Source organism: Planococcus faecalis (assembly GCF_002009235.1).
Lineage (GTDB): Bacteria > Bacillota > Bacilli > Bacillales_A > Planococcaceae > Planococcus > Planococcus kocurii.
In genome coordinates this window covers 391,406-417,589 of record NZ_CP019401.1, presented here as the reverse complement: position 1 = coordinate 417,589, position 26,184 = coordinate 391,406, and the positions used below count along the sequence as shown (strand labels likewise).

Genomic DNA, 26,184 nt, shown 5'->3' with positions numbered 1-26,184 from the left:
ATACACATGCAACAGCATAAAATATATATAAATGGGGAGTACAAAGAATCTACAGGAACCGAGTGGATCGATATCATAAATCCTTCGACTGAAGAAATCATTTCACAAACACCTAAAGGAACTAAAGAAGATGTGGATCGTGCAGTAGAAGCCGCTTTTCAAGCACAAAAAGCATGGGAACTCACACCTAACATCGAGCGCGGCAAAATCGTTCGCAAGCTTGGCGACAAAATTGCTGAAAAACGTGATACATTTATCGATTTATTGCAGGAAGAACAAGGAAAAAGCTATGAATTGGCCAGCGGCGAAGTTGATCTCGCCATTGATTATTTCCACTATATGTCTGAATGGGCACGACGCATCGAAGGAGAGATTCTACCAAGCGATCGTCCAAATGAAAACATTTTTATCTATAAAAAACCAATTGGTGTTGTAGCTGGCATTATTCCTTGGAATTTCCCAGTCTTCATACTTGCCAGAAAAGTAGCAACAGCGCTTGTAACCGGCTGTACAATTGTTATCAAACCCAGCCAACAAACACCAAACACTGCCATGGAATTCACAAAAATCATCCATGCGATGGATGAGGTTCCAGCAGGTGTCTACAATGTTGTAACCGGAACTGGCTCTGAAATCGGCAACGCCTTGGCGTCACATGAAAAAGTGCAACTGGTTACCTTAACCGGTAGTGTTCCAGCAGGCACCAAAGTAATGGAGGCAGCTGCCAAAAATATCACAAAAGTCAATTTGGAATTAGGCGGTAAGGCACCAGCAATCGTCACTCAAAACGCAGATCTCGACTTGGCAGCTGAAGCGATCGCCACTTCTCGTTTAGCCAATAATGGACAAGCCTGCACAAACGCTGAACGTGTTTATGTGCATGACAGTGTTGCAGATGAATTCACAAACAAAATTATTTCACTGTTCGAATCGAAAGTTATGGGGGACCCGCGCCAGAATAAAGAAGCTGACATGGGACCACTTGTCAGCCAGGAGCGTCTCGACACCGTAGACGACATGGTCAAACAAGCAGTAACAGAAGGTGCCACTGTGGCAATTGGCGGAGCACGTGACAGTAGCCGCTCTGGCTTTTTCTACAAACCCACCATCTTGACAAATGTTGAACACGATTCAGCTATTATCCGAGATGAAATTTTTGGTCCAGTGTTGCCAATCACCACTTACAGCACCTTAGAAGAAGCGATTGAAAAAGCCAACGATACAGAATTCGGCTTGTCTTCTTCCATCTACACAGACGATATAAACGAAGCTATGCAAGTTATCAATGAACTGAAGTTCGGTGAAACCTACGTAAACCGCGAAAATTTTGAAGCAATCCAAGGCTATCACGCCGGTATGCGTAAATCTGGACTTGGCGGAGCAGACGGCAAACATGGCATGGAAGATTTTCTAGTCACACAAGTCGTTTACATGCAGTATAAAAATAGTAAATAACTAAAAGCAACAAAAAAAGCGGCTGGGATTTTCCCAGCCGCTTTTCATCTTGTTATTTTCCTACCATGTTCTCTGGTTTTACCCATTCGTCAAACTGATCAGCAGTCAAATGTCCACTGTTTACGGCAGATTCTTTTAATGTCGTACCGTCTTTATGTGCTTGTTTAGCAATGGCAGCTGCATTTTCATAACCGATATGCGGGTTCAATGCTGTCACCAACATCAATGAATTGCTGACGTGGTTTTGGATAACATCCAAATTAGCTTCGATGCCTACTGCACAATGATCATTAAAGCTGATCAAGCTGTCCGTTAGAAGACGCACAGACTGCAAGAAGTTGTAAGCGATAACTGGCTTGAAAACATTCAATTCAAAGTTCCCTTGACTTGCCGAAAAGCCGATGGTTGCATCATTACCCATGACTTGAGCTGCAACCATGGTTAATGCTTCACTTTGTGTTGGGTTTACTTTACCTGGCATAATCGAACTACCCGGCTCGTTTGCAGGAATCGTGATTTCGCCGATTCCGCTACGTGGACCGCTTGCCAACCAACGTACGTCGTTGGCAATTTTCATTGCGTCTGCAGCTAATGCTTTAATCGCCCCGTGCGTGTAAACCATTTCGTCATGGCTTGTTAATGCATGGAATTTGTTTTCTGCAGAAGTAAAGTTAGTACCTACTGCTTCGCTAATGAATTCAGCAACTGAAGGGCCAAATGTTGGATCAGCGTTAATGCCTGTCCCTACTGCAGTTCCTCCGATTGCCAATTCGCGCATATACTCAACACTTTCGCGAATCATGCGTTCGCTTTTCTCAAGCATGTGTCTCCAACCGCTGATTTCTTGCCCAAGCGTTAGTGGTGTGGCATCCTGTAAATGAGTGCGTCCGATTTTGATCACTTCGTCAAACTTCTTCGCTTTTTCATCCAATGTTGCTTTCAGCTTTTGAACAGCTGGTACAAGGTTTTCTGTTACAGCTAAAACGCCTGCAACGTGCATAGCCGTTGGATACGTATCGTTAGAGCTTTGAGACATGTTCACATCATCATTGGGATGAAGTTTTTCAGCTGAATTTTGTTCTGCTAAAATTTCATTTCCGCGACGAGCAAGAACTTCGTTCATGTTCATATTCGACTGCGTACCGCTGCCTGTCTGCCATACCACTAATGGGAAATGCTCGTTCCACTTGCCTTCAATGACTTCGTTTGCAGCAAGTTCAACAGCTTTCATCTTAGCTTCTGACAATTTCCCAAGTTTATGGTTTGCTTTAGCTGTCGCTTTTTTCAACTGGGCAAAAGCCATAACCACTTCATGCGGCATACGCTCTGTACCGATTGCAAAGTTTTGTACACTGCGCTGCGTTTGCGCGCCCCACATTTTATCTGCTTCAACTTGAATTTCACCAATGGTATCTTTTTCTGTACGATATTGCATTCCATTCACTCCAATTCTGTTGTCTATGACTTCTTCTCTTCTATTATAACCACATTTGGCCGCCAAAAAGCGACCTTTCGAGTTAAAAGTCGCTGGTTTTGCTACTGAAAAATTCTTCTATAATTGCTTCATCAGAATGCGGAATATATTTTCCTTTGACGATTTGCGCTCCGTTGATTGAGCCACTGGATAGCAGTACTAAATCATCCGGTCCACTTTCTTGAAGAGCTGCTAGAACCGCCTCACGCCTCGACTCCGCTGTCACTACGCGTTGCTTGTAAGGTACTGTAAAGCCTTTTAACACCGCATCAATTACTAAGCTGGGCTCATGAGAACCAGGATGATCCACAGTTACCACAAGAACATCCGCTTTGCCTTCAGCTGCTTTGGCCATCTTCGGCATTTTCGAAAAATCCCGTATACCAATACCTGCGATAAGTGCAATCAGTCGATTATGCGATAATTTCTTAACTTCTTGCAAGACGGCCGACAAGGCGACAGGTGTATGGGCATAATCCAAGATGATTTTCCGATTTTCAGGACCTTGGATTACTTGAAAGCGCCCTTCCACTTGAGACATCTTCGGCAAAACCGCCAAAATCTCTTCTATACGGACGCCCGATAAAAGAGCCGCACCAATCGCCGCCGTTAAATTGGCCGCATTGTATTCGCCGAAAAGAGGTACGTGAATTGGCCAACACTCCTCTTCGTAATATAAATCAAATTTCAAGCCCGTGTCTGAAGATTCACAAGCCGTCCAAATCAAATCGGCACTAGAATCCATTTGGTTGCTGTATGTTAAATGAGGATAGTGAACAACCTCCAAAATCTCTTTAGCCATGCCTTCGTCATCCATGTTGATTACAGCCGCTTTAGACTGTTTAAACAACATTAATTTGGATTGAAGGTAATGATCAAATGTCTTATGATATTCCAAATGCTCTTCCGAAATGTTGGTATGAATCGCTACATCAAAACGAATCCCTTCGACGCGTTTTTGATCTAATGCAATAGAAGTGACTTCCATTGCTACTGCACGATCTTTTTCCAATACAAAACGCGCAAAAATTTTATGGAGATCAGAAGAAATTGGCGTCGTGGGAGTGCTTTTAAAAAAAGGAATCTTGCCATCCGTTCTTAAAATTCCGGTCGTCCCGATAAATCCACTGGAAATGCCAAGAAGATTGAACAAATCGTAGACATAAGTAGCTGTAGTTGTTTTACCATTAGTTCCCGTAACAGCAACCTTGATTAAATCTTCTTGAGGCGAGTGATAAAAAAAATCAGACATATAGGCAAGTGCCATCCGAACGTCCGCAACTACCGCGAAAGATAGATTGGGTTGTTTTTTTGCATGTTCAGTTAGTAACAGTTTATCGGATCCTATAATTGTTGTGGCTCCTCCAGCAATGGCCTCGTTGATATATAAATGTCCATCTGTGTGTTCGCCAAGCACGCAAAAGAAAGCACAACCTGGAGTAACTAATGTGGAATTGTACTCAATCGAGCTGATTGTTGATTTTTCAGGTCCAAATTGCATAAGGATCGGAAAAGAAGGAATTGTGCAAAGTTGTATATCCATTAAAAGGCTCCTCAAGGAAAATTCAAGTCAAATACCTATGGTTTCACAGGGATATGTATCATTATTCTATCATTTCCGTCTTGCATCGCAAACAGTTTTAATTTAACTTTTCTGAAATGAAGTTATTTTCTATCATTTCACAGAAATCAAAAAAGCCTTTACTCAAAACAATTCGAGTAAAGGTTTTTCTGCTTTTTACACTTCTATTTTCTTTGCAGGTTGCTCTTTTTCAGCCAGTTCATACCGTAGCTGTTCAATTGTTTGTGCATATTCCGATTTCCCTGTTAAGTTCTCCAACATTTCTCGCACATCAATTCCGGAAGATTCTTTTAGCGTTTCTTGCAATGTGGACATTAAGTTGGTTGCATACGAAGTTACTTTATTGGCACCGCCACCTTCACCGCTACCCGTATCCACAACCGTAATCTTATCAATATTGGCGAGTGGGCTAGCGATTTCTCGGGCATATTCCGGTAACATTTTGACAATCATATCTAGTGTCGCTGCCTGGCCATACATTTCAAAAGCTTCAGCAATTTTCCGTTTCGCTTCAGCTTCTGCTAACCCACGTAAGCGGATGATGTCCGCTTCTGATTCTCCTTGCGCGCGCTGGGAATCTGCTCGCGCTTGGCCATCTAAGCGGATTTTCTCTGCATCGGCTTTTGCCATTGCTTCCACGCGGTATTTCTGGGCGTCTGCATCTGCCAATTGCTTAGACTTTTCTGCTTCTGCCGCTTGTTCAACCGAATAGCGGTCCGCATCTGCTTTTTTCTTTACTTCAGAATCGTATTGTCGTTCACGACGCTGAATTTCTTTTTCTTCTAATTCAATCTGTTTTTGTCGTTCGATAATTTGAATTTGCATCTCCTGTTCGACAACTTCCTGCTTGGCTTTTGCCGTTTCAAGTTCGTACGCTTGATCGGCACGAGCTTTTGCGATATCTTGCTCCCGTCGATATTCAGCTACTTTTAGCAAATTTTCTTTTTCTGCTTCGGCAATTTCTGTTGCCCGTTCAATTTCAGCACGCTGAGCATCTTTCCCTGCTTCAGCACGTTTAATGCGCGTCTGCATTTCAGACTCTGCTGTTGAAATATCGGCATCTCGTTTTACTTGGGCGATTCGTGCTTTCCCCAACGAATCCAAATAACCGTTTTTATCTCGAACGTCTTTGATTGTAAACGAAACGATAATAAGGCCCATTTTTGCTAAGTCATGCGACGCGACACGCTGCACTTCTTGTGAAAACTTATCGCGGTTTTTATAAATCTCTTCAACTGTCATTGAACCAAGTATCGAACGTAAATGACCTTCTAGCACTTCTTTTGCTTCGTTTTCTCGGTCTTCTTTTGATTTTCCAAGAAATTGCTCAGCAGCTGTTGCTATTTCTGAGATAGAACCGCCGATTTTAATGATTGCAGTTCCATCCGCCATAACCGGCACGCCTTGCTCTGTATAAACTTCAGGTGTTGTTACTTCCAACTTGCTAGACAATAAGCTCAAAGGAGCCGCTTGCTGGAATACCGGTAACAGGAACGTCCCTCCTCCGCGTATAATCTTGATTCGATTTCCTGAATCGTCGGTATGCACATTCTTCGACCCCAAATAACTACCTGTCACAATCAGCGCTTCATCCGGCCCTACAGTCTTGTATTTAGTAATATAAACTCCGACAATCGCCAATAAAACAAAGCCAGCAACTCCCAATGCGATCAAGCCCATCTCCATTTCAAATCCCCCTAGCCATTTTTGTTTTCTTTCCAAAATTTACTGGCACGTAAGCTCGAACGTATAAAGTGCCGTCATTTACTTCAACAATCAGTACTTTCTCGTCTTGACCAATGGCTTCATTGTCATAGCCCGCTGCACGCTTTGAAATCATTCCCGCGTAGGTTTCTAGGACTACTTCGCCGTAACCATCGACAGGAATTGGAGTGATGACATTGGCCACTTGACCAGGTAACGAATCTTCTGAATAAGCAATAGATGATTCGGCAGAAGACAATGGCAATAAAATAAAAAAATAAAGTAAAAGATCTAATAACACTGCCGCTACTACAGCAATTCCTAATACTGACCATTCGTCAAATGTGGTCGCCGTTTCTAACAAAAAGCCGATTGCGGAGCCCATCGTCACAAATGCAAGAATCACAATTGGATTAAACACCGGAAATCCTTCTCCAAATTCGGCGACTTCGCCAAAAAAAACACATAAAACAGTTAATGCACCGGCTGCAAGCAGAATGTACATATAGAGTTGTTCCATCGGAAAACCAAAAACCTCCATTCCAAAACCTCCCATTCAAGTAAAATGATTTCCACATTACTTAGTAGTACGAATAATACAGGAAGAAGTTTCAGAATCATTTGAAATACACAAAAAAACCCGTTCTTTTTACAGAACGGGTTTTGCAAACTGAAGTTCATAAAAGCCGTGCACTAGCTGAAAATCAATGCCTACGTATCCTTCGTCAAGCAATTGTTGTTGCTTTTTCAGATCATCTAACTTTACCGTGACATGGCTGGTATAGTGAGCGACTGGGTTTTCTAAATCTTTCACCAGGATATAGCGAACCAATCCTGCATACTTTTCTTTTAAGGCAGCTATATACATTGCCTGTGTAAACTTGTCTTTCAAACTTGGAATATTCATTGGCGCAACCGTACAGCAAATATAGCGAAACTCATCTTCAAGATTAGGCAATTCTTTCATGATAACTTCGGCCAATTTTTGCTGCAAGCGGTTACCGCGGTATTCAGGCATCACCACAGAAATTTCTTGGTAAATCACTTTCGGCAACTCCTCTGGTGATAGACCAATATCCCATCCCAAATGCTCCTCGTCAATTTCTGGAATTAGTAATGCTCTAAAACCAATCAACTCATTCTCGACAAATGCCCCTATCAGCAAACCTTTCTGATTGAGGATAAACAAGAACTCTTCGGTAGTTAAAGCTTGAAGCGTAGCCTTTTCGGAAAGCGATTCCATTACTTTTGCTTGAACCTGTTCGATCACAGGTAAATCTTCCAAGTATAGGCGCTTCATTGAAAAAGGAAGTTTTTTATGAAGCACTTGGTTTGTTATTGTGCCTTCATGCAGCAACTTCATTAGCCATTCCCCTCCATCTATTTAGATAGCTTTAGAATACCACTTCCACCTGTTAACGTCTGCACATTTTCTTATTAACTCATTGAGCAGAAAATTTTTCTAGGAATCTAAAATAGACATTGTGGCTTTCTCTTTTAAAAATTCGTCAATATCTTGTTGATTGCGCAAAAAAAAGACGCTGTTCTGAGGACTTTCTTCTATAAACTGTGCTAGCCGTTTTCTCATTTTCACTTTTCTCGCACGATACGTAGAAATAATAAACGTAAAAAATCCTCTATCTAGTTTTTCTGGACAGCCACTTGCCATATCCGGGCGATTTTTTCCGTGGTACATGATTCTTCGCTTAACTACACGATACAGACAAACAGCAAGAGGACGCTCCAAATAGATGATTGTATCTGCTCGTTTCCGACGAATGTCATAGGTGGTCGAGTAGTTGCCTTCAATAATCCAGCATTGCTGGTCAACTAAGTTCTTTTGATTTTCACTAAATTCTTCATGACTACTTTCCACCCACCCCGGCTTCCAAAAATACGTATCTAAGTGATAGACGGGTATTGCTAATTGTTCAGCCAACCTTCTTGCAAAGCTTGATTTGCCAACACCAGATGAAACGCCGAGCACTATAATTCTCTCCATACTGCATCCTCCTCACTACTTTTTTCTTTGACTTTTCATTATCATACACAAGGAATCTAGACTGTAGCAAAAAGAATATTTCATAATCACTTGCAATATATGTAACCCCGTGTTATTCTAAGGAAGAATTATTTTTGTTCGGATAACTTTTTACGAAGTGTCAGATGTTCATCTGCAAGATTTGAGCAAGGATAGTAATACAATGTATGCTCACGCATACGAGGAGGAAATACACATGGAACAAGGTAAAGTAAAATGGTTTAACTCAGAAAAAGGATTTGGCTTCATCGAACGCGAAGGCGGCGACGATGTATTCGTACATTTCTCTGCAATCCAAAGCGAAGGCTTTAAATCACTTGACGAAGGTCAAGAAGTAACGTTTGATATCGAGCAAGGCCAACGCGGTCTTCAAGCTACTAACGTTCAAAAAGCTTAATTTAACTTATCAATGAACTCTTCTTCGGAAGAGTTCATTTTTTATTATTATTTTTAAAGGGGCTGTCCCACAAGGTTATGAACAATGACGTTGTGGGACAGCCCCTTTTGCATACAATCCAAAAAACAGTCGAAGAAAAAGAGACTCTTTTTCTTCGACTGTTTTATATGAAAGACTTACAGGATATTCTTTTTTCAATTCAACCAAAAATAAAGTTGAAAGATCCCAAAAATTAAAATGCTTAATCCAACTGTGCTGAAAACGATTCCAAGCACCAACTTTTTTCCAGTCATCTCTTCACTCCTTTTCAATCTTCAACTCTTCAATGGTTTTGATGATGTCGCGCGCTCCCGAGTTTTTATTCGATAAGACTGTTAACACGCTCGCTTCTTCCGGGTAAAATGCTGAATGAAAACTGACACCAGGATCATAGCCCATAATATGGTATTTTGAAACACTATTCGCACGGCCTTGAATCCAGATTCCGTAGCCATAATCCCCGTTTTCTCCAGATGCATGAACTTGAAGCATTGCGCTCAGCATTTCTCTGCTCAACAAGGTTCCATCCATCAAACACTTCCAAAAATTCGCCATATCGCCTGCAGTGACGTATGCTCCACCGTCAGCGCCTCCACGGATTGGTAGGGCGTATTGATTGGTACGCCAAAAATCCGCTTCTTCTACATAGCCAATAGCCGTGTGAGCGGGCAATCGGTCCAAATAGAAGTAACCTGAACGCTTCATCTGTGCAGGAGCAAAAATCCGTTCTTCTACGACTTCAACAAATTCTTGTCCAGTAACTTTTTCAATAATCAAACCAAGTGCAATAAATCCCGCATTGTTGTAGTGAAACCTTTCACCAGGCTCAAACATCACGGGCAAATTTTTAAATAAAGGAATAAAATCTGAAGCAGTTTGCATCAAATACATCGGTTGTTTCTTCCATAAATCCTCGAAATCACCTTCTATCTGTTCATCAAAATAATCGGGCATACCCGATGTATGCGTCAATAATTGATGAATGGTGACATCGAATTGCGGAAAATCGTGCGGCAGTAATTCAGATAATGTATTGCTGAAATCGAGCTTTCCTTCGCCCACCAATTGGCACACTACAACAGCGGTAAACAGTTTGCTGCCAGAAGCTATACCGAACCTTGTATCCACGGCATTTGGCCGTTCATCAGCACGATTGGCAAAGCCTCTTGCGGCTGTCCACATTTGCTCTTTTTGTAGATAAACGACACCTGAAAAATCGATTTCTTCCATCTTGCCCATAATCGGGTTGTCCGGCTTTTCTTGCTGGAATCGCCCTTCCTCTGTCATGCTAATTTGACGACCATCACGCAATTCGATTGCTAACGGATGGGTTTCGCTTTTTTGTTTAGAGAAATACCAAGTGCGTTTTGGTGCTACGAGAATGATAAAGGCATGCCCGCTTCCGAGAAAGTTCAACGACTTCGCATCAATGCCTTTGTTACCACGAACTGGAATGTCCATTTGCTCGATTAGCTCACCAACTTCTTCAACATACGGCGTAGTCATGCTTACTTCGCTAATATCGAGCAGAGAGTCTACTGTAAAATTACCCATACGATCAACGCTACGCCGCGCAATAAATTCGACGACGTTACCCGCAGGATCTTGAAAATAAAATGCATCTGCATCAAAATTAGCGTAGAACACTTCGTCCATGCCTTCTTGACGATTTAAAGTGACCCGTTCACTGGCCCAGTGTTTAGCAAGCGTATACTGATTGCCTGGTATGTTCAGTGCAAAGTGATAGATAGCTGGTCTTTCTGATTCCTGAAAAACTAATTGAGATTCCCCAATTGACAAAGTAAAGCTCGTTTCATTTTCTTCAACAATTCGAAAGCCTAATTGGTATTCATAGAATCCTTTCATATCCACTAACTGATTTGTGTATAAGGTCACTTTTTTGAACATGTTCTCACCCCTTCTCTTTAGCATACCGAAAAACCTAATTTTTTACCTCTAATTTGCCATAAAAAAGAAGAGCACAAGGCTCTTCTTTTTATGGCTGACTGAATACCTAAAGCGTGGTTAGTTGTTTATCGTATAACGAAGCCTAATCATATCCCGACATTCGATACCATTTTCAAAAATAGGTTCCGGATAATTCCGTATGAAAAAATCTGAATCGATGGCATGGAAGCGAAATCCACATTTTTGATAAAATGCAAGCTGGTCCATACTTGAATTACCCGTTCCAATTTCTACAAACTGAAAATTACGGTGTAGCGCTTCTGCTAAAGCATGCTGCAAAAGCCTCCGTCCATAGCCTTGGCCGCGAAAACTTTCCGCCACTGCTAGATTCTTGATTTCAATCGTGCTATCCGATAGAACGAGCAGAACGCACACGCCAATCACGGAACCTTCTTGTTCTCCAATCATGCACCAGCCAACTGCACAATAGGCACGAACCAATCTTTCTGAAGGATCCGCTTCTAGCAATAACTCCATCGGCAGCGGTTCATAAGCCTGCAGTAGACGGAATTCCATTATTTCTTTTCTTTAAAGCCTTGATCGATTAGGTAGTCTTCAGCATTATCAAAAGTCCCGAAGCTTTCTTCTAAGTTTTTACCTGTGTAGATATTCCAGAAAGGCTCTTCGTAAACCAAGTCTAGTTTCTCATTATCGCGGTTCACCCACGTCTTGTCGTATGGCGGTTCTGGCTCTAAAGAAAGGTAATCCAAGGAATCTGCTAATATGCTGCGCAGTTCCTTTTCAGAAAAATCACGAACATTAACAAAGCCTTTTTTGTCAGCATCGTAATGCGGCAAGTTGCCGACATAAACAAAACCGTTGCCTGTTGGATGCAAGTGATAAACAGCAATTTTCTTGTCGTATAGGCTTTCTTCATAATGAAAGTTCACGCGCTTCATCGACACATCTTTTCTTGTTAGTCCCGGAAAAGATTCAATGATTTCTAATTTTTGTTCAAATGTTAACAATCTCATTACCTCGTTTCTTAGTTTCACTTTGTTCAGCAAAAATCTTAGAAAGATCTAAGACATAAATCCACTTTCTTCTCATGAAGCCTGCAGACATATATAGTTACACCTATACATTTTTAATTACCACTCAGTATAACACGCTGAGCGTAATCCTACATCCATAGAAAAAAGCTGCGCGAACGCAGCTTTTGTTTTAGCAACACTAAGACTTACTTAATTACTTTTTCTTGCCAAACGGCCACCAAACTCCGCGGTCAAAGGATACTGAAATCGCGGGTATTAACAATGGCAAGACAATCAGTCCGTACAATAATAATCCTGTAATAACGATTGTCGCGATTTGTACGAGACTCAAAACACCAGACGGCATCATGGCACCGAACGTACCTGCAAGGATGATGGCAGCTGTAATAATGACTGTCCCCATCTTCGCCATTGATGTACGCATTGCGTCGCGAACCGTAACACCATTCGAGGATTCTTCACGGAAACGGTCGAGTAAGAAAATTGAATAGTCGACTCCTAACGCCACTAACATAACAAAACCAAAGAATGGTACTGCCCAGCTAATTCCGTCAAAGCCGAGACCATTGACAAAGATCAATTCCGCAATGGAAATTGATGTGTAATACGTCAACAATAAAGATCCGATCATATATAACGGCATAATCAATGAACGGAACAAAATGGCTAGGACAACAAACAAGCTGATTAACATGATAATGACTGTATTCGTAAAGTCACTAGATGAAACTTCTTCTAAGTCACTATTGATGCTCGAAATTCCGCTAAATGCGATTTCCGCGTCTTCAAGCGGCGTTCCTGCCACTGTACGTGCTACTGTTTCTTTAATTTCAGCCGTAATATCAATTGCCTCATGAGAGTAAGGATCTTCTGACAAGATGACTTCCATCATCATTCCTGTGCCATCTGCAAAAGAATAGCGATCCAATACTTGCTCAAAGTCTTCGCCTTCGAGTGTTCCTTCTGGAATGAATAAGCCGGTGTCACGCACCGATTCACTATCACTCATTTCTTGCATCATGTCGACTGCTTCTGTTAAACCAGTTTCAATTTCAGCAAGTCCAGCGTTTGAAGCGCCAACACCTTCTGCTAACTGTGTTAATCCTGCACTAAGTTCGGCAGTTTGACCAGCTGCTCCAGTCAAGCCTTGTTGAATCTCTGTTAATCCTCCACTGATTTGCGTTAACGCACCGATAGTTTGAGGAATATTGCCTGTTAACTGAAGTCCTTGTGACACTTGACCTAGTTGTTGATTGATTTGGCCAAGCCCTGCAGCTGCCTCAGTCAAGCCTGCGGAATTTCCCGCTTGTTCGCTAATAGCCGTTAGATTGGTTTGAACTTCTGTCAGCCCTGTTTGTACTTCACCAAGTCCATCACGCGCTTCACCAAGTCCATCAGCCAATAAGCCAAGTTGCTCGTCTACGTAAAGTTCGTCAATTACCTCACCGGTAGGGCGAGTAATCGATCGTACTGTTTCAACGCCATCAATTTTTTCAATCTCTGCACTTAATGATTCAAAATAAGGAACAGTTGATCGTTCTGTTAACGAATCAGCTGATTTGACAATGACTTGAACTGGCAATGAATCCCCTTTGCCAAAGCCTTCTTCAATTGCACGCAAGCCTTTCACCGACTCATATTCCGAACCGATTTCGTCCACCGTGTTAAACGATAAAGAATTATCGTACGTAAATAATAACGGGACTGTGATCAAAGCCACTACTAGCATTGACAGCAATGGTCGGTTAATCGACAGTTTACTCATGGTGATCCAGAGCTTACTATCGCTATGAGAAGCAGATTTTTTCGCTGGCCAGAATAATTTTTCTTTCAGTAAAGACATGAAAAACGGAACAATCGTGTACAGCACAAGTAATAGAACAAATATACCAACCGCGACCGCTACTGCTGATTTGAAGATTGGAAATTCAGCAAAGCCAATGGCGAAAAATCCGATAAATACGGCAATTCCACTAATCAACAAAGTTCTTCCGGCTGTTTTATACGTATTAATAATGGATTGTTCCACACCGTGTCCAGCCGATAATTCCTCTTTGTAGCGGCTCAACAACAAAATACAGTAATCTGTTCCGATACCGAATAAAATCGCTACGAGGAATATTTGTGTATAGTTAGAAACCGGAAATCCGAACCAGTCGATGAAAAATGCCACAATCGATTGACTCAATAAATACGAGATTCCGACTGCCACAAGTGGAATGAACGGTGTCACAATCGAGCGGAACACTGCCAGCAATAAACCAAAAATCAAAACAACCGTAATGATTTCTGTACGCTTCAAGCCTTCTTGTGCGCTAATATTGACATCATTACCAATGATTGCTTCACCTGTTATATAAGCAGTCAAATCTTTAGGAATGATGGTTTCTCTAATTGTATCAGCAACTGCGTTTACTTCTTCGTTCGTACCATCAACCATAATCGGCATTAAAACCGTTTGCCCATCTTCTGAAATCAATTGTTCTTCCAACTCTTTACTTTCAACAGGATTTAATACACTGGTTATGGGCTCACCTAATGCTTCGATGTCCGTCACCATTTGTTCCAGTGTTTGTCGAGTGGCATCTGTTATCTTGTTTTCTAATGGGATAACAAGCGAAATGGTTTGTTCCGCAGCATCCGCGTCGCTCAAAATTTTTGAAGCAAGTTGCGATGATGCTTCATCCGATAATTGAAACGATCCTGCATCTTCTGCTTGCTTTGTTAAGTTCGGTGCCAATAAGAACAAGACCACCGTCAATACAATTAAGCCTATCGTAATTGGCCATTTAAATTTTAATACATTGTGCACGTATTACACCCCATCCATTTTTATAATTGTTTTTAGTTTTCGGAAAATCGTCAGAAACTGGTCTATTTCTTCGTCTGCGATGTTCTCAGACATCAACTTCTCAATGTAATCTGTTAGCACTTGATCCAACTCCAAAATAAGTGCTTGCCCCTTATCTGTCAGTTCCAACAACTTCTCGCGTTTATCTGCAGTTTGAACAACTTGAATCACTTCTTTTTGCAACAATTTTTTAATACGACTGGATATTGCACTTTTATGCACAGCTTGCAGCACAGCTAGTCTCGATGAAGTAATCTGCTGTTCTGTACCAATCAGCTTTAACATTTGGATTTGCTCAGGTGAATATTCTTTCCACAAAGGGTGATCGACCGACTTAATCACTCGCTCTGTTCCATAAACCAGCACTTCCTGAAAAAGATCAACCGCTTCTTTTATTCGTCCATCCAAAATAGTTTACCCCCTCAACCATTATTAATAGTTTAGGGGGTAAACCTTTTAGCGTCAAGGCAGATATTCTATTCTATAGAAAAAACCTGTGAACAAAGTTCACAGGTTCGCATTATTCAATATCACGCGTAGCAGTGTTACGAATTTCATTGCGCCTTGCATACACATTTTTGGCAATGGTTTTGATAACCGCGTATACCGGGATCGCTAAAATGATTCCCCATAAACCAGCAATGTTTCCTGCTGCAAGGATTAATGTAATGACCGTCAATGGATGAACGTCCAGTGATTTACCCATCACGTTCGGTGTGATGAAATTACTTTCAACTTGCTGTGCAATGAGCATAATGATGGCTACATAAACGGCCATAATCGGTTCTTGCACAAGGGCAATGAGTATTGCCGGAATAACCGCAATGTAAGGCCCTAAAAATGGAATGACGTTCGTTGCCATACCGATTAAAGCTAATAGCAGTGCATAGTCTAAACCGATGATCAAATAACCAATTAATAGCATGAGACCAACGAGGAAGCTGACAAACAATTGACCTTGGATATAGGCTTGTAAGGTATCATCGATATCCTGTAAAGTTTTACGAACCCATCTTTTGCGCTCTCCAGAAAAAAAGCCCGAAATAAACGGTACAAATTTCTTATGGTCGACCAAGAGGTAGACTAAGAAAAAGGGCACTAAGACTAAAGTGATGACACCTGAGACGAAGCTACCGATAAAGGACACAATCCATCCACCAATATCACCAAGACGGTCACCGATTTGGCTCGTCATCCCGGTTAACTGCTCTTCAATGGAATCCGGAAGACGTTCTCGCTGATCAAATACATATTGGCTGGATTCTTCAACGCTCTGTATAATTTCAGGTGCATTGTCTACCAGTGCATTGATTTGACCTGTAACAATTGGACCAATCATGATATAAAACAAATAAAAGACTAAAACAATCGACAACAGAACGGTAAGAACTGCAGCCCATTTCGGAAATTTTCGCTTCATCAGAAAATGCAAAACCGGTCTTGTCAGATAAAATAAGACGCCTCCCAACAATAACGGCACAAAAATCGTCCCTGCTATAATGAATAAAGGTTCGAAGATCCCTTGTACTTCAATAAATAATCGAATAATGACTAAAGTCAAGATAATTCCTACACCTACTTGAAACCAAAGCTTGTTCGTCAAGCATTCCACTCCCTTTCTTTCAATAGTATACCCAGTTTACCATGAAAATATGGTATTATATTTTTTATGTTGTTTTGAAATTGTTGCTCGAAAAACACCACCAACAGATAAAATAAACAAACGAATCTATGGAGGAATTATTTCAATGGACCAACTATGGCTTACACTCAAATTTCTGCTTCTTGGCCTTTTCCAAGGTCTTACGGAACCGATTCCCATCTCCTCAAGTGGACACTTACTAATTGCACAGTATTTTTTAGATGTTCAAATTGAAGGAAGTGTGTCAACTTTCGCTTTGCTAGTCAATAGCGCATCACTTATTGCCGTCTTGATTATTTACCGTGAGGACGTTCAACGTCTCGTTGTTAACGGTTTAAAATACTTTACGGTAAAAAATACCGACACCAAAAGGGATTTCATGTTTATTGTTTACTTGGTGGTCGCGACTATTCCTGCTGCAATCATCGGCCTGTTATTTCAAGATGCGATTGATGACAAACTTTCAACCGTCGTGACAGTTGGCTTGACCTTAGTTGTTACGGGCTTTGGCCTTTGGTGGATTCGCAATATGCGTGGTCAGCGAAAAGATGGCAATATGACGATGAAAGACGCAGTTATTATTGGCGGCGCGCAAGCAGTAGCACTGATTCCGGGAATTAGCCGCAGTGGCGCCACAATTGTCGCGGCGATGGCCCGTGGCATCAATCAAGAAACAGCTTTGCGTTTTTCTTTCTTATTGTTTATCCCGATTAGTTTAGGTGGTGCTGTTTTAAGCATTACCGATATCATTAAAGACGACAACTTAGCTGCTATGGCCATTCCTTACATCATGGCTTTTCTGGGGTCTCTAGTTGCTTCGTATTTTTCACTAAAGTGGTTCATGAACATTATGGCAAAAGGTCAATTAAAGTATTTTGCTATTTATTGTTTTATCGTCGGCCCACTAGTTGTTTTCGCTTGGTTTTTATTAAATTAACAGAACAGGCAGGCTGTCAACATTGACAGCCTGCCTTTACTTTATCGATCGAAAAAATTTGCTGTATAATAAGGCTGATTTTCTGAGTTAAATGCCGTTCCTACTCCTAAATACCTAAACTCCGGTTTAAAAATGTTTTCACGGTGACCTATGGAATTCATTAATCCTTCATGTGCAAAAATACCACTGTATTGACCATATGCCAAATTTTCACCGGCCACAAAAAACTCAATCCCGTCTTCATTCATTCGATCAAAAGGCGATTGACCTGCCAGATTTGTGTGGCTAAAATATTGGTTTTCTGCCATATCATCGCTATGCTTCCGAGCCGTTATCATTGTCTGCTCATCCCATGTCAGCAGCGGTAAGTTTCGTTGAATACGAGCTGAATTGGTTAATTCAAAAAGTAAGTATTCATAGCCCTCTTTTAATTTTTCATTAGGCTCTGCATAAATTTCGGGACGTTTTTTCTCAAGTTCCTCATGAACGACTTGTACAGCAGTTACAGTATCTTCTTCATGGATATCGTAAAAAATTGTCGTGTACGTATTGTCAGTTTTAAAAACATCGTATTCTTCCCGGGTATCCAGTATATATTGAACATTTCCTTTTTGAAGACTTTTTAATGGCGTGCCAAGTAAAGAACGGACATCCGATTTAGTAGAAGACATCGTAATGCCTTCCTTTGAGGAAAATAAATCTTGATTGGTAAACATGCCATTCACTTTGTCATTTTGGTCATAAGACAATAACACATAATTTTGATAATCCTGATGGTAGCTGTGCCAATCCGTTCCGTATTCATTGCGCATTAAGCGAAGCGGCAACCCGACCTTTTCTTGAGCTTCTTTTTTGTCCATACCAAGTGTGACATTATGAACAGCAATCAAAGAATCCGTCTCAACAAGTTCAGGCTTTGCTACAGCCTCCGGCAATTCAACCGAACTCGAAACAATTAGTGACTGCAACTCGGTACCCATGCGGGATGTGAAATTTTTGGCTTCTTCAAAAGCCTGTGATACTTCTGGATGTTCAACAATATTTTCAACTGTACGATCGACAGAATCTAAAAAACTCAAATCGACATATTCCCCAACAGGTTCTTCCCAAATCGGGCGTGCAAAAAAAACCGCCAGCAACACAACAATCAACCAAAACAGTTTCCGCATATGCATCACCTCTTACTCTTCATTTTACTGGCAAACCTATCAGCAACAAAGCAAAAAGCCTTTAGACACCGAAAAGCGCAAGCGCCCATGTAGATTCGACGGGCATAAGACAGACCAGCAGTATGGCGCTCTTTGCCATACAGCTGGGTTGGCTTATGACCCTAGAATCTGGGCGCTGGAGCTAGACACCGAAAAGCGTAAGCGCCCGTGTAGATTCGACGGGCATAAGACGGACGCTTTCCGCGAGCACGGAAAGCAGCCACCCTTATGTTCCTTCCCCCTGCTCATTCCTTTGAAAAAACAGAAAAAAGATTGACTACAAATAAGAAAACGCCCGGATTAAAAAAAACTGCCGAGGTTTCTCGACAGCCTGAAGGTGCCATCACAAGTGATGACACCTTCTTACATACTTATACTTCTTCTGTTATTGCCGTTTTTTTAGGTGAACTAAATAGTAACGTAAAGGACAGTCCAAGCACGAACGTCACCACGCTAGCGATTAATGTAGTCAAGTCGCTCGAAAACCCGGGAAACACAACAAACAAAGAACCTAAGATCAAGCCAATAATTGCTGCGTAAGTCACGTAAGTAAAATGCGCTAACAAGTACTGAATGGCTTTACTGCTGACAATAAAGCCAACAATCACACCGGCTCCAATAGCCAAAGCGATTGGAATATTCAAAGTGGAGAGCGCATTGATAGCTGTCGAATAGACACCCAGTAGCAACAGAATGAACGAACCACTGATACCTGGCAATAGCATAGCCATACTTGCCAACCAACCTGAGAAAAACAGTAAAAAGAAAACAGGTAAAGTCAGCGACGTAATAGGTGCCAGATTTTCTTCTGTCGGGATAAAAGCTGTAACTGCCAAGGCAGTTCCGATTACACCCAACACAATCAAATGTCTAGCAGTAAAGTTCTTTTTGACTTCTGCTTGCTTCATGATATACGGGATAACGCCGATGATCAGCCCCATAAAGAAAAACTGAGTCGCTTCGTAATAATGCTCTAATACATACTCAATTACACGACTGAATACTAGCAGTGTAATGACAATTCCTATGCCAAGAGGCACTAAAAAACCTAAATATTTTTTCCAATCACGGCTGAAAAATCCACTGATTGACTCTAGTAATCGGTCATAAATCCCTAAAATAAACGCAATTGTGCCTCCGCTGACTCCTGGGATCAAATCACTGATGCCCATTAAGATGCCGCGGTATATATTCTTCCATTCCATTCGTCTAATCTCCTCGTCTTCAAATAACTTTTATTAGTATAGCATGGGTGAATTGGAAACTCGAGTATCACTTTGACCAGTTCACTCTACAAACCTGATTCGTTTAAAATTGTTTCTGCTTCTTCTATAATAGCTCTAACAATGTCCACGGTGGCCATTTCCTTATGCAGGCCTCTAGTAGATTGCCCTGCCCATAATGACATAAATTCTGGATTGTTAGATTTTGCAGCCGCTGAACGAATATCTTTTGTGAATGTGTTTTGAGAAGGAAATGGCAATGGCTCTATACCGCTTTGTTCAAATTCTCGTATAAAGCGATTTTTAATCGCGCGTGCGGGTCGCCCAGAAAAGCTTTTAGTTATAATTGTGCTTTCCTCGTCACTTTCAACTATCGCTTTTTTGTGTGCTGGATGTGCTCCAGATTCTTTAGCGCTAACGAAACGAGTACCGATTTGAACTCCTTGAGCCCCGAGAACTAGTGAAGCGACAAGGCCACGTCCATCCACAATACCTCCTGCTGCAATGACTGGAATTCCAACTGCATCTGCAACCTGTGGAACTAAAGACAGCGTACCCACCTGTGCACCTGACGGATGAGTAGCAAGAGAAAACGTACCGCGGTGACCTCCCGCTTCACTTCCTTGCGCTACGACAATGTCTGCTCCACAACTCTCTGCCTGTTTTGCTTCCTCTACGGTCGTAACCATCACTATAATTTTGACCCTTCGCGCTTTGGCCACCGCCATCTGTTCAGCAGATAAACAGCCAAAAGCTGTACTGATAATAGGTACTCCTTCTTCAATACAAATAGCAAACTGTTCTTCGCTCCAATTAGGTGACGAATAAGTTGACTGGAGGTTGCCAATAGCTAGTTCTGAAAAGAAAGGATTTAATACTTTTTGTACTTCTGCTAACCGGCTAAAATCGTCTTTTACTGGGGCTGCAAAAATATTAACACCAAACGACTTGTCAGTTTTCGATTGAATTTCTTTGATGGCTTGTCGCATAGCGTTCGGGGCCATATACGCAGCCCCTAAAGTGCCGAGTCCCCCTGCATTACTAACTCCAACAACAAGTTCAACAGTTGTCGTTCCCCCCGCCATACCGGCTTGAATAAGAGGGTAATCGATTTTAAGCAATTGACAAATTTCTGTTTTCAATAAAATCACAGATAGTCCCCGCCTCTCATTTGATTGCATGTTGCTAATGCTCTCAGTATCTCGTAAACAGCAATATACAGCAACAAGGAACTTTTTTACGAGATGCAACGTTTGGTATAGTAAGCAAACACAAAAGGCGGGATTTACTATGAAGGGATTCCTTTCATTTTTAGGCATCACTTTAATTGTTGGAGCATGTGGATTAATTCTCTTAACTTTTTACGGCAATCCTTTAGAAAAAGCGATCAGCCAAGAAAGTATGTACGCATATACCGAAACACGTGAGAATCGTGTTCCTGAGATACCTGAAGAAAATCAACTAACATCAAAAATTCCTGTGCAAGCAGCATTTACTACTACAGCCTATACCTCATTAGACAATAGTTGCATCGTAGTTTCTCAGAATTAGTAAAAAGGGGCTGCCGCAAAAGATCATAAACAATGATTTTTTACGCGCAGTCCCTTTTGCATGTGACAGCATGACAGCAAAGCTTACGAAAATAAATTGATGATACAAGTTTCAGGCAAACGCAAAACTGAAGGGGAAAGCGTGTTCGTTTATTGAGGGCAATCGATCGTTCGGGAAATTTCACCTGTGTAGTCTCGAAAAAGGACAAACCGAGTTTACGCTTGTGGCATTGGCCCACAAGCTTCTGAAAGTAGCTGACACCCATAACTACTTTCTATATTCTCGACGGCAATTCAAAAAGCAGGCGGAGAAAAAGGAACTCTTTTTCTCCGCCTGTCTTATTTTAGAGATTTATGGGGCAGTCCTTTTTACTGCAATCAAACAACTAAACGAATACTATTTCCTGATGGATCTTTAACTTCCCAATACTCATCCCGTTTGATTATTTCTGTTCCTCGTGAGCGTAAGTTTTCGATTGCTTTATCACGATTTTCCTTCTCCATTATTAATGTATAGTAATTCAACCCGGCTTCTTTCTCAGGTAGCGCGGGAATTCCTTCACCATTCCACATATTCAACCCAATATGATGATGGTATTTTTGATCTGCGACAAATAACGCTTGCCGCCCTAACCTCGAAACGACTTCAAGCCCTAATCCTTCTGTATAGAAGTTTTTAGCTTCTGTTAAATTCGAAACATGTAAATGAATATGACCCATAACCGTTTCAGCGGGTAGTCCACACCAAAGCATAGGAGATTTCTGAGCTTCCTCAATTAAACCTTGTGCATCAATTGGTTCTACCGCCATCGATACTTCCTCATTACGCCAATTCCAATGATCTGGTGTACGGTCTCTATAAATTTCGATGCCATTGCCTTCTGGGTCTGATATATATAACGCTTCACTAACTAAATGATCAGACGAACCTAATTCAATTCCTTGTTGATGAAGGTGCACAAGAATTTTCCCTAGTGCTTGTCGAGTCGGTAATAAAATAGCTAGATGATACAGCCCAGTGTAACGACCTTGTTTCGATGAAATCCCTTCAATTACTTCAAGTCTAACCAATACATTACCGCCAGCACCCAGTGCTACTAAATGCGGTTCTTCGGAAATCACTTCAAATCCAATTACCTCTGTGTAAAACTCTTTCATTTTCTTTATATCGACTACTTTCAATCCGATTTCACCTACATGTGTAACGGGCTTGTTGTGAAAATCCATTGCTTTTAACCCTCTTTTCAATTAGTTACTTTATGTAACTAACTATATTTTAAATACTTAATTACGTCAAGTAATTAAATTCTTTTAAAATAGTTGGCATTTATGCTACTATGTTAGAAAAGGAGTGATGAGCATGGATACTTCCATCATCTGCCCTCGTTTCGAGACAGCTATTTCCCTGCTCAGTCAACGCTGGACTGGGCTGATTATTTACCAACTACTTTCTGGATCCCAACGTTTTAGCGAACTAACCGAGATCATTGGTATCAGTGGACGGCTGTTATCTGAACGACTGAAAAGATTGGAAGCACAAGGCTTAATTACACGCACAGTTTATCCTGAGACGCCTGTACGGATTGAATATGCTTTAACCGAAAAAGGACGGTCGTTACAACCCGTTATGGATGAAATTCAAAATTGGTCGCAAGTATGGATAGATCCTACTGAAAAAAGCAACGAATAATTTTGTGGATCATTAGCAAAAGAGCTTATCCGAAAATCGGATAAGCTCTTTTTTTTATTCGATAGAACTTGCTACTTTTTCTCTCGTAGTCGAATAGCCTCCCTCAAATCGTTCAATTGTTTCATTTTTGAGCCAGTAAGTAACAGGAAATAGCTTATCTAAAAAATAACGATCATGTGAAACTGCAATAATCGTTCCTGAAAAATCACTTAACGACTCTTCCATCACTTCTTTTGCTTCTAGATCTAAATGATTTGTCGGTTCGTCTAAAATTAGTAGATTATGATGTTGATGCATCAGCTGTGCGAGTCGCAACCTCATTCGCTCTCCACCGCTAAGCTGTCGCACCGGTTGAAATACCATATTGCCAAAAAACAAAAATTGAGCGAGCATTGGACGTGCATCGTATTCCGAAACAGCAATTGCTTCACGAAATTCTTCTATAACGGTTCTATCATTATCCATCTCTAATGTGTGTTGAGATAAATAGCCGATTGATAAGTTACTTCCTAACTTTACATCTCCGGCATCAGCTGACTCTTTCCCAACCATCATGTTTAGCAATGTCGTTTTTCCTGTCCCATTTGAGCCAACAATCGCTACTCGTTCTCCGTAACGGATATGCATTGCAATGTCTTGAAACAGCATACGCTCTCCAAATTCTTTCCACACCCCATCCAGATGCACAACATCCTTGCCACTACGTCCGTCTATTTTCAAATTTAATGCCATCTGTTTTTTCGATAACAGAGGACGGTCGAGAACTTCAATTCGGTGTAACGCTTTTTCCATGCTTTTCGCTTGCCGATGCATACCTGCATTAGGCGGATTTGCTCGATTGGCCCATTCTCTCAATCGTTTGATTGCCTCTTTCATCTTTTGAATTTTCTTTTGCTGGTCTTGATAGTGCTGAAACTCTACTAATAAGCGAGCTTCCCGTTCTTTTACATAGTTCGAATAATTTCCTGTGTATTGAATCAACTCACCTTGTTCCAATTCCCAAATGTGCGTAACCGTTTCATCCAAAAAATAGCGGTCGTGAGATACAAGGACAATCGTTCCTTTATAATGGCTAATAAATGAACCGAGCCATTCAATCGCGTCTAAATCTAAATGATTTGTCGGCTCGTCGAGCAGGAGCAAATCTGGTTTTTGCAAAAGTAACTTTGCCAACCCCACTTTCGTTTTTTCTCCACCGCTTAACTGTCCCCATTGTGCAAATTTTAACGACTTAATCTTTAACCCGTTTAACACTTGGTCGATTCTCATGTCGATGTCGTAACCACCGCGTTGAATAAAATCATCTTGCATCGCTCCGTAACGAAGAAGAATACACTCCATTTCATCGGGATCGACAGTTTCCATCTGCTTTTCCATCTTCGTTAACTGCTCCTGCAAAGCATTTAACGCTAAAAACACAGCTTTTAATAATTGTTCTACCGTTTGCTCTGGCTGCTCATCAGGGGATTGTTCTAACAGACCGATCTTACTGCCTTTTTTCCACGTCACGACTCCTTCAGTTGGCTGCAAGGTTCCCGCGAGTACATTTAATAGCGTTGACTTTCCTTCTCCGTTTCTTCCGACAAGTCCAATGCGTTGACCTTCTGAGACTTCTCCTTTTATATGATTGAATATTTTTTGCGTTGCAAAATGGCACATTACTTGTTGAAACTGGCTAATAATCATTATGCTCTTCCTTCCTAATGAAGAGACATGCACACAAAAAGGCACGCCAAGAGGCATGCCTTTGTCAAAATCCGATTGTAGGCAGATGTCTCTTACTGGTAGTATTCACTCGATTTTGTTGGCTGAAAAAAGACAGATTTCTCCCCTCCAGCTACTCCAGTGAAAGTAACGCCATGAAGAATGTAGAGATATTCTTGACATTCTGTCATGCGCTTACCAGTTTGATTCATCTTACCCACCTCCTTAATGTATTGTTATCATCATACAATTTCATATCCAATTCGTCAATAATTCGTCAGAATATTCTTCCTTCAACTGAATTCATTGAAAGAAGTAGGGATAACTCTTAAGAAACGGGGTAATGATAATTAACAGCGGTTTCTCAGAAAGGTGGTCAGAATATGTCTATGTATTCCAGATTAACTTTTGATAATGACACCCGAAAAGTAGAAAAAGCTTTAAAAAAGTACGAAGACAAAAAAACGGAAGCTTTGGTTTTACTTGCAGAAATTGACATGCTCGAGAAGATGGAAGATGTCCAAGATGCGGAACTGTGGAAACGACAATCCATGAAGGAAAAGCTTGTTGCTGTAGAACGTCAGCGAAGGGACTTAGTAGAATTGGTTACAGATTACGTAGAAAAGCATGGAAACCAAGACCTTTACGTTTATACGGAGTTGCTGCAAGAGCTAGAAAGAGATAAAGCAACATAAAACCACAGCGGGGCTATTGCCTCGCTGTGGTTTTATTTTTTCCCGGATGTAGTTCGACCAATAGACTGTAGAATATCTCCCATCCACCCTTTTCGCTTTAGATAAAGATAAAGGACAAAGGTAGTACCGATAATCACCACTATCGACATGATATAGCCTATCTGCCATTTTAACTCCGGCATGTTCTCAAAATTCATTCCCCAAAGAGCTCCCCATGCCATAACCGGCGTAAATAAGGTAGTTAGTACCGTTAACGTTTTCATAATTTCATTGCCTCGGTAATTAGCTACTACATTTTCGATATCAACCATGTTATTCACTTCATCTTCATACGCGTTAACGAGCATAACACAGCGATCAATCCGATCAGCCGTGCGTTGGTATTCGACTTCTTCTGCAACTTTTTTACCGAAAGTTTCTTTAATCGCCATTTTAATTTCTTGAAATCCCATAATTAAATGTTTCCACAATAAAATTTCATGCCGAATATTCTCAATTTCTCCTAAGGTTTTCTTATTATTTTCTTCTTTGATTGCCCATAGTAAATCATGCAAACGTTCCTCAAAACTATCTATTTTATGTAAGATGGAAGCAACCATTTCTCCAAGAATAATATTCATTATTTCTATAGTAGAAGTGGCGTTTTCCATTTGACGCAAAATTTCATCTTTCTCCAAATCAGCATCTTGTTCAAAATCAATTTTATTCGTGACGAAGACCTCTTCTGATAAGTAAAAGTGAAAAACTTCACGTGAATCCTTGGATTTTGCGCTTTGTCGGTAAATCAATGATCCCCATAGTGCTTCTTGGCCACGATCCACCGTGTGAGTATGAAGTATATTAACAGCCGTATTTTTCGACTGGTCGATCCAATTGTGCATTTTTTTATTTTTAGGAAGAAATTTGCGGAAATTATAATCTTCAACGCCGTCTTCCTCATGCCAAATTGCATGTTTAAACGTATATTGCGGCATTGCTATGTCCCCTTCCTATTCAATACGATGCAAAAAGCAAGCCAGTACATGGCTT

The 26,184-nt window shown here is 41.1% G+C and carries 25 protein-coding genes; 6 read left to right on the top strand and 19 right to left on the bottom strand.

Annotated features, from left to right (window positions below; all coding sequences use genetic code 11):
• Window positions 1–6: 6 nt before the first annotated feature.
• A complete protein-coding gene (gene aldA, locus AJGP001_RS02165; RefSeq protein WP_071153482.1) occupies window positions 7–1,455 on the top strand; it encodes an aldehyde dehydrogenase in 1,449 nt (482 codons plus the stop codon).
• A gap of 52 nt (window positions 1,456–1,507) precedes the next feature.
• Here the strand turns inward: aldA and fumC are convergent, their stop codons facing one another.
• The 6 genes from fumC to AJGP001_RS02135 all read right to left on the bottom strand — a co-directional run bounded on the left by fumC (window position 1,508) and on the right by AJGP001_RS02135 (window position 8,217).
• Window positions 1,508–2,890 (bottom strand): class II fumarate hydratase, encoded by a 1,383-nt coding sequence (fumC, locus tag AJGP001_RS02160; RefSeq protein ID WP_071153481.1) that lies wholly within the window; start codon window positions 2,888–2,890, stop codon window positions 1,508–1,510.
• A gap of 82 nt (window positions 2,891–2,972) precedes the next feature.
• Window positions 2,973–4,472, bottom strand: a complete 1,500-nt coding sequence (locus tag AJGP001_RS02155) for a UDP-N-acetylmuramoyl-L-alanyl-D-glutamate--2,6-diaminopimelate ligase (protein WP_078080092.1) — start codon at window positions 4,470–4,472, stop codon at window positions 2,973–2,975.
• A gap of 195 nt (window positions 4,473–4,667) precedes the next feature.
• Window positions 4,668–6,197, bottom strand: a complete 1,530-nt coding sequence (locus AJGP001_RS02150) for a flotillin lipid rafts scaffold protein FloT (RefSeq protein ID WP_058386477.1) — start codon at window positions 6,195–6,197, stop codon at window positions 4,668–4,670.
• 1 nt (window position 6,198) lies between these two features.
• Complete coding sequence (locus AJGP001_RS02145; protein WP_071153480.1) at window positions 6,199–6,756, bottom strand: NfeD family membrane protein; 558 nt, start codon at window positions 6,754–6,756, stop codon at window positions 6,199–6,201.
• A gap of 108 nt (window positions 6,757–6,864) precedes the next feature.
• Entirely contained in the window at window positions 6,865–7,578 is a 714-nt protein-coding gene (locus AJGP001_RS02140) for a hypothetical protein (RefSeq protein ID WP_071153479.1), read from the bottom strand.
• A gap of 99 nt (window positions 7,579–7,677) precedes the next feature.
• Window positions 7,678–8,217 carry a P-loop NTPase family protein gene (locus tag AJGP001_RS02135; RefSeq protein WP_071153478.1) on the bottom strand — a complete coding sequence of 180 codons (540 nt, stop codon included), beginning with the start codon at window positions 8,215–8,217 and terminating at the stop codon, window positions 7,678–7,680.
• 235 nt (window positions 8,218–8,452) lie between these two features.
• On the opposite strand from AJGP001_RS02135, the gene AJGP001_RS02130 reads away from it, so the two are divergent.
• Window positions 8,453–8,653: a cold-shock protein gene (locus tag AJGP001_RS02130; RefSeq protein ID WP_006830093.1), complete on the top strand. Its 201-nt coding sequence runs from the start codon at window positions 8,453–8,455 to the stop codon at window positions 8,651–8,653.
• A 297-nt stretch (window positions 8,654–8,950) separates the two neighbouring features.
• On the opposite strand, the gene AJGP001_RS02125 is transcribed toward AJGP001_RS02130, so the two are convergent.
• The 6 genes from AJGP001_RS02125 to AJGP001_RS02100 all read right to left on the bottom strand — a co-directional run bounded on the left by AJGP001_RS02125 (window position 8,951) and on the right by AJGP001_RS02100 (window position 16,109).
• The gene (locus AJGP001_RS02125; protein ID WP_078080091.1) at window positions 8,951–10,600 is read right to left on the bottom strand and encodes a serine hydrolase; all 1,650 of its coding nucleotides are present in this window, start codon (window positions 10,598–10,600) and stop codon (window positions 8,951–8,953) included.
• 117 nt (window positions 10,601–10,717) lie between these two features.
• Window positions 10,718–11,176, bottom strand: a complete 459-nt coding sequence (locus AJGP001_RS02120) for a GNAT family N-acetyltransferase (protein ID WP_071153476.1) — start codon at window positions 11,174–11,176, stop codon at window positions 10,718–10,720.
• On the bottom strand, window positions 11,176–11,628 hold the full coding sequence (locus tag AJGP001_RS02115; protein WP_078080090.1) for a hypothetical protein: 453 nt from the start codon (window positions 11,626–11,628) through the stop codon (window positions 11,176–11,178). Before AJGP001_RS02115 ends, AJGP001_RS02120 begins: the two co-directional genes overlap by 1 nt.
• A gap of 220 nt (window positions 11,629–11,848) precedes the next feature.
• Entirely contained in the window at window positions 11,849–14,467 is a 2,619-nt protein-coding gene (locus tag AJGP001_RS02110) for an MMPL family transporter (protein WP_071153474.1), read from the bottom strand.
• Between the two features lie 3 nt (window positions 14,468–14,470).
• Window positions 14,471–14,914, bottom strand: coding sequence for a MarR family winged helix-turn-helix transcriptional regulator (locus tag AJGP001_RS02105; protein ID WP_058386484.1), 444 nt, complete (start codon window positions 14,912–14,914; stop codon window positions 14,471–14,473).
• Between the two features lie 112 nt (window positions 14,915–15,026).
• The gene (locus AJGP001_RS02100; protein ID WP_071153473.1) at window positions 15,027–16,109 is read right to left on the bottom strand and encodes an AI-2E family transporter; all 1,083 of its coding nucleotides are present in this window, start codon (window positions 16,107–16,109) and stop codon (window positions 15,027–15,029) included.
• A 145-nt stretch (window positions 16,110–16,254) separates the two neighbouring features.
• Here AJGP001_RS02100 and AJGP001_RS02095 point away from each other — a divergent pair, with 145 nt between their 5' ends.
• Complete coding sequence (locus AJGP001_RS02095) at window positions 16,255–17,085, top strand: undecaprenyl-diphosphate phosphatase (RefSeq protein WP_071153472.1); 831 nt, start codon at window positions 16,255–16,257, stop codon at window positions 17,083–17,085.
• A 41-nt stretch (window positions 17,086–17,126) separates the two neighbouring features.
• Here AJGP001_RS02095 and AJGP001_RS02090 read toward each other — a convergent pair whose 3' ends face one another.
• The 3 genes from AJGP001_RS02090 to AJGP001_RS02080 all read right to left on the bottom strand — a co-directional run bounded on the left by AJGP001_RS02090 (window position 17,127) and on the right by AJGP001_RS02080 (window position 20,667).
• Window positions 17,127–18,254 (bottom strand): CAP domain-containing protein, encoded by a 1,128-nt coding sequence (locus AJGP001_RS02090; protein WP_071153471.1) that lies wholly within the window; start codon window positions 18,252–18,254, stop codon window positions 17,127–17,129.
• Between the two features lie 410 nt (window positions 18,255–18,664).
• Window positions 18,665–19,498: a DUF368 domain-containing protein gene (locus AJGP001_RS02085; RefSeq protein WP_071153470.1), complete on the bottom strand. Its 834-nt coding sequence runs from the start codon at window positions 19,496–19,498 to the stop codon at window positions 18,665–18,667.
• Between the two features lie 86 nt (window positions 19,499–19,584).
• On the bottom strand, window positions 19,585–20,667 hold the full coding sequence (locus AJGP001_RS02080; RefSeq protein ID WP_143039508.1) for an NAD(P)H-dependent flavin oxidoreductase: 1,083 nt from the start codon (window positions 20,665–20,667) through the stop codon (window positions 19,585–19,587).
• Window positions 20,668–20,806: 139 nt separating this feature from the next.
• On the opposite strand from AJGP001_RS02080, the gene AJGP001_RS02075 reads away from it, so the two are divergent.
• Entirely contained in the window at window positions 20,807–21,067 is a 261-nt protein-coding gene (locus AJGP001_RS02075; protein ID WP_071153468.1) for a hypothetical protein, read from the top strand.
• A gap of 377 nt (window positions 21,068–21,444) precedes the next feature.
• On the opposite strand, the gene AJGP001_RS02070 is transcribed toward AJGP001_RS02075, so the two are convergent.
• Complete coding sequence (locus AJGP001_RS02070; protein ID WP_071153467.1) at window positions 21,445–22,293, bottom strand: VOC family protein; 849 nt, start codon at window positions 22,291–22,293, stop codon at window positions 21,445–21,447.
• A gap of 133 nt (window positions 22,294–22,426) precedes the next feature.
• On the opposite strand from AJGP001_RS02070, the gene AJGP001_RS02065 reads away from it, so the two are divergent.
• Window positions 22,427–22,756, top strand: coding sequence for a winged helix-turn-helix transcriptional regulator (locus AJGP001_RS02065; protein ID WP_071153466.1), 330 nt, complete (start codon window positions 22,427–22,429; stop codon window positions 22,754–22,756).
• Between the two features lie 54 nt (window positions 22,757–22,810).
• On the opposite strand, the gene abc-f is transcribed toward AJGP001_RS02065, so the two are convergent.
• The gene (gene abc-f / locus AJGP001_RS02060; RefSeq protein WP_071153465.1) at window positions 22,811–24,442 is read right to left on the bottom strand and encodes a ribosomal protection-like ABC-F family protein; all 1,632 of its coding nucleotides are present in this window, start codon (window positions 24,440–24,442) and stop codon (window positions 22,811–22,813) included.
• Between the two features lie 92 nt (window positions 24,443–24,534).
• Window positions 24,535–24,672: a hypothetical protein gene (locus AJGP001_RS17435; protein WP_169835250.1), complete on the bottom strand. Its 138-nt coding sequence runs from the start codon at window positions 24,670–24,672 to the stop codon at window positions 24,535–24,537.
• Window positions 24,673–24,843: 171 nt separating this feature from the next.
• On the opposite strand from AJGP001_RS17435, the gene AJGP001_RS02055 reads away from it, so the two are divergent.
• Window positions 24,844–25,155 carry a hypothetical protein gene (locus tag AJGP001_RS02055; protein WP_071153464.1) on the top strand — a complete coding sequence of 104 codons (312 nt, stop codon included), beginning with the start codon at window positions 24,844–24,846 and terminating at the stop codon, window positions 25,153–25,155.
• A gap of 32 nt (window positions 25,156–25,187) precedes the next feature.
• On the opposite strand, the gene AJGP001_RS02050 is transcribed toward AJGP001_RS02055, so the two are convergent.
• Window positions 25,188–26,129, bottom strand: a complete 942-nt coding sequence (locus AJGP001_RS02050; RefSeq protein ID WP_071153463.1) for a magnesium transporter CorA family protein — start codon at window positions 26,127–26,129, stop codon at window positions 25,188–25,190.
• Between the last annotated feature and the right edge of the window lie 55 nt (window positions 26,130–26,184).

Coding starts and splice junctions, on each gene's coding strand:
- AJGP001_RS02095 (WP_071153472.1), top strand. CDS start 16,255: ATGGACCAACTATGGCTTACACTCAAATTTCTGCTTCTTGGCCTTTTC.
- AJGP001_RS02075 (WP_071153468.1), top strand. CDS start 20,807: ATGAAGGGATTCCTTTCATTTTTAGGCATCACTTTAATTGTTGGAGCA.
- AJGP001_RS02140 (WP_071153479.1), bottom strand. CDS start 7,578: ATGAAGTTGCTGCATGAAGGCACAATAACAAACCAAGTGCTTCATAAA.
- AJGP001_RS02065 (WP_071153466.1), top strand. CDS start 22,427: ATGGATACTTCCATCATCTGCCCTCGTTTCGAGACAGCTATTTCCCTG.
- AJGP001_RS02135 (WP_071153478.1), bottom strand. CDS start 8,217: ATGGAGAGAATTATAGTGCTCGGCGTTTCATCTGGTGTTGGCAAATCA.
- AJGP001_RS02120 (WP_071153476.1), bottom strand. CDS start 11,176: ATGGAATTCCGTCTACTGCAGGCTTATGAACCGCTGCCGATGGAGTTA.
- AJGP001_RS02070 (WP_071153467.1), bottom strand. CDS start 22,293: ATGGATTTTCACAACAAGCCCGTTACACATGTAGGTGAAATCGGATTG.
- AJGP001_RS02125 (WP_078080091.1), bottom strand. CDS start 10,600: ATGTTCAAAAAAGTGACCTTATACACAAATCAGTTAGTGGATATGAAA.
- AJGP001_RS17435 (WP_169835250.1), bottom strand. CDS start 24,672: ATGAATCAAACTGGTAAGCGCATGACAGAATGTCAAGAATATCTCTAC.
- AJGP001_RS02150 (WP_058386477.1), bottom strand. CDS start 6,197: ATGGAGATGGGCTTGATCGCATTGGGAGTTGCTGGCTTTGTTTTATTG.
- aldA (WP_071153482.1), top strand. CDS start 7: ATGCAACAGCATAAAATATATATAAATGGGGAGTACAAAGAATCTACA.
- AJGP001_RS02130 (WP_006830093.1), top strand. CDS start 8,453: ATGGAACAAGGTAAAGTAAAATGGTTTAACTCAGAAAAAGGATTTGGC.
- AJGP001_RS02055 (WP_071153464.1), top strand. CDS start 24,844: ATGTCTATGTATTCCAGATTAACTTTTGATAATGACACCCGAAAAGTA.
- AJGP001_RS02155 (WP_078080092.1), bottom strand. CDS start 4,472: ATGGATATACAACTTTGCACAATTCCTTCTTTTCCGATCCTTATGCAA.
- abc-f (WP_071153465.1), bottom strand. CDS start 24,442: ATGATTATTAGCCAGTTTCAACAAGTAATGTGCCATTTTGCAACGCAA.
- AJGP001_RS02145 (WP_071153480.1), bottom strand. CDS start 6,756: ATGGAGGTTTTTGGTTTTCCGATGGAACAACTCTATATGTACATTCTG.
- AJGP001_RS02090 (WP_071153471.1), bottom strand. CDS start 18,254: ATGCGGAAACTGTTTTGGTTGATTGTTGTGTTGCTGGCGGTTTTTTTT.
- AJGP001_RS02050 (WP_071153463.1), bottom strand. CDS start 26,129: ATGCCGCAATATACGTTTAAACATGCAATTTGGCATGAGGAAGACGGC.
- AJGP001_RS02085 (WP_071153470.1), bottom strand. CDS start 19,498: ATGGAATGGAAGAATATATACCGCGGCATCTTAATGGGCATCAGTGAT.
- fumC (WP_071153481.1), bottom strand. CDS start 2,890: ATGCAATATCGTACAGAAAAAGATACCATTGGTGAAATTCAAGTTGAA.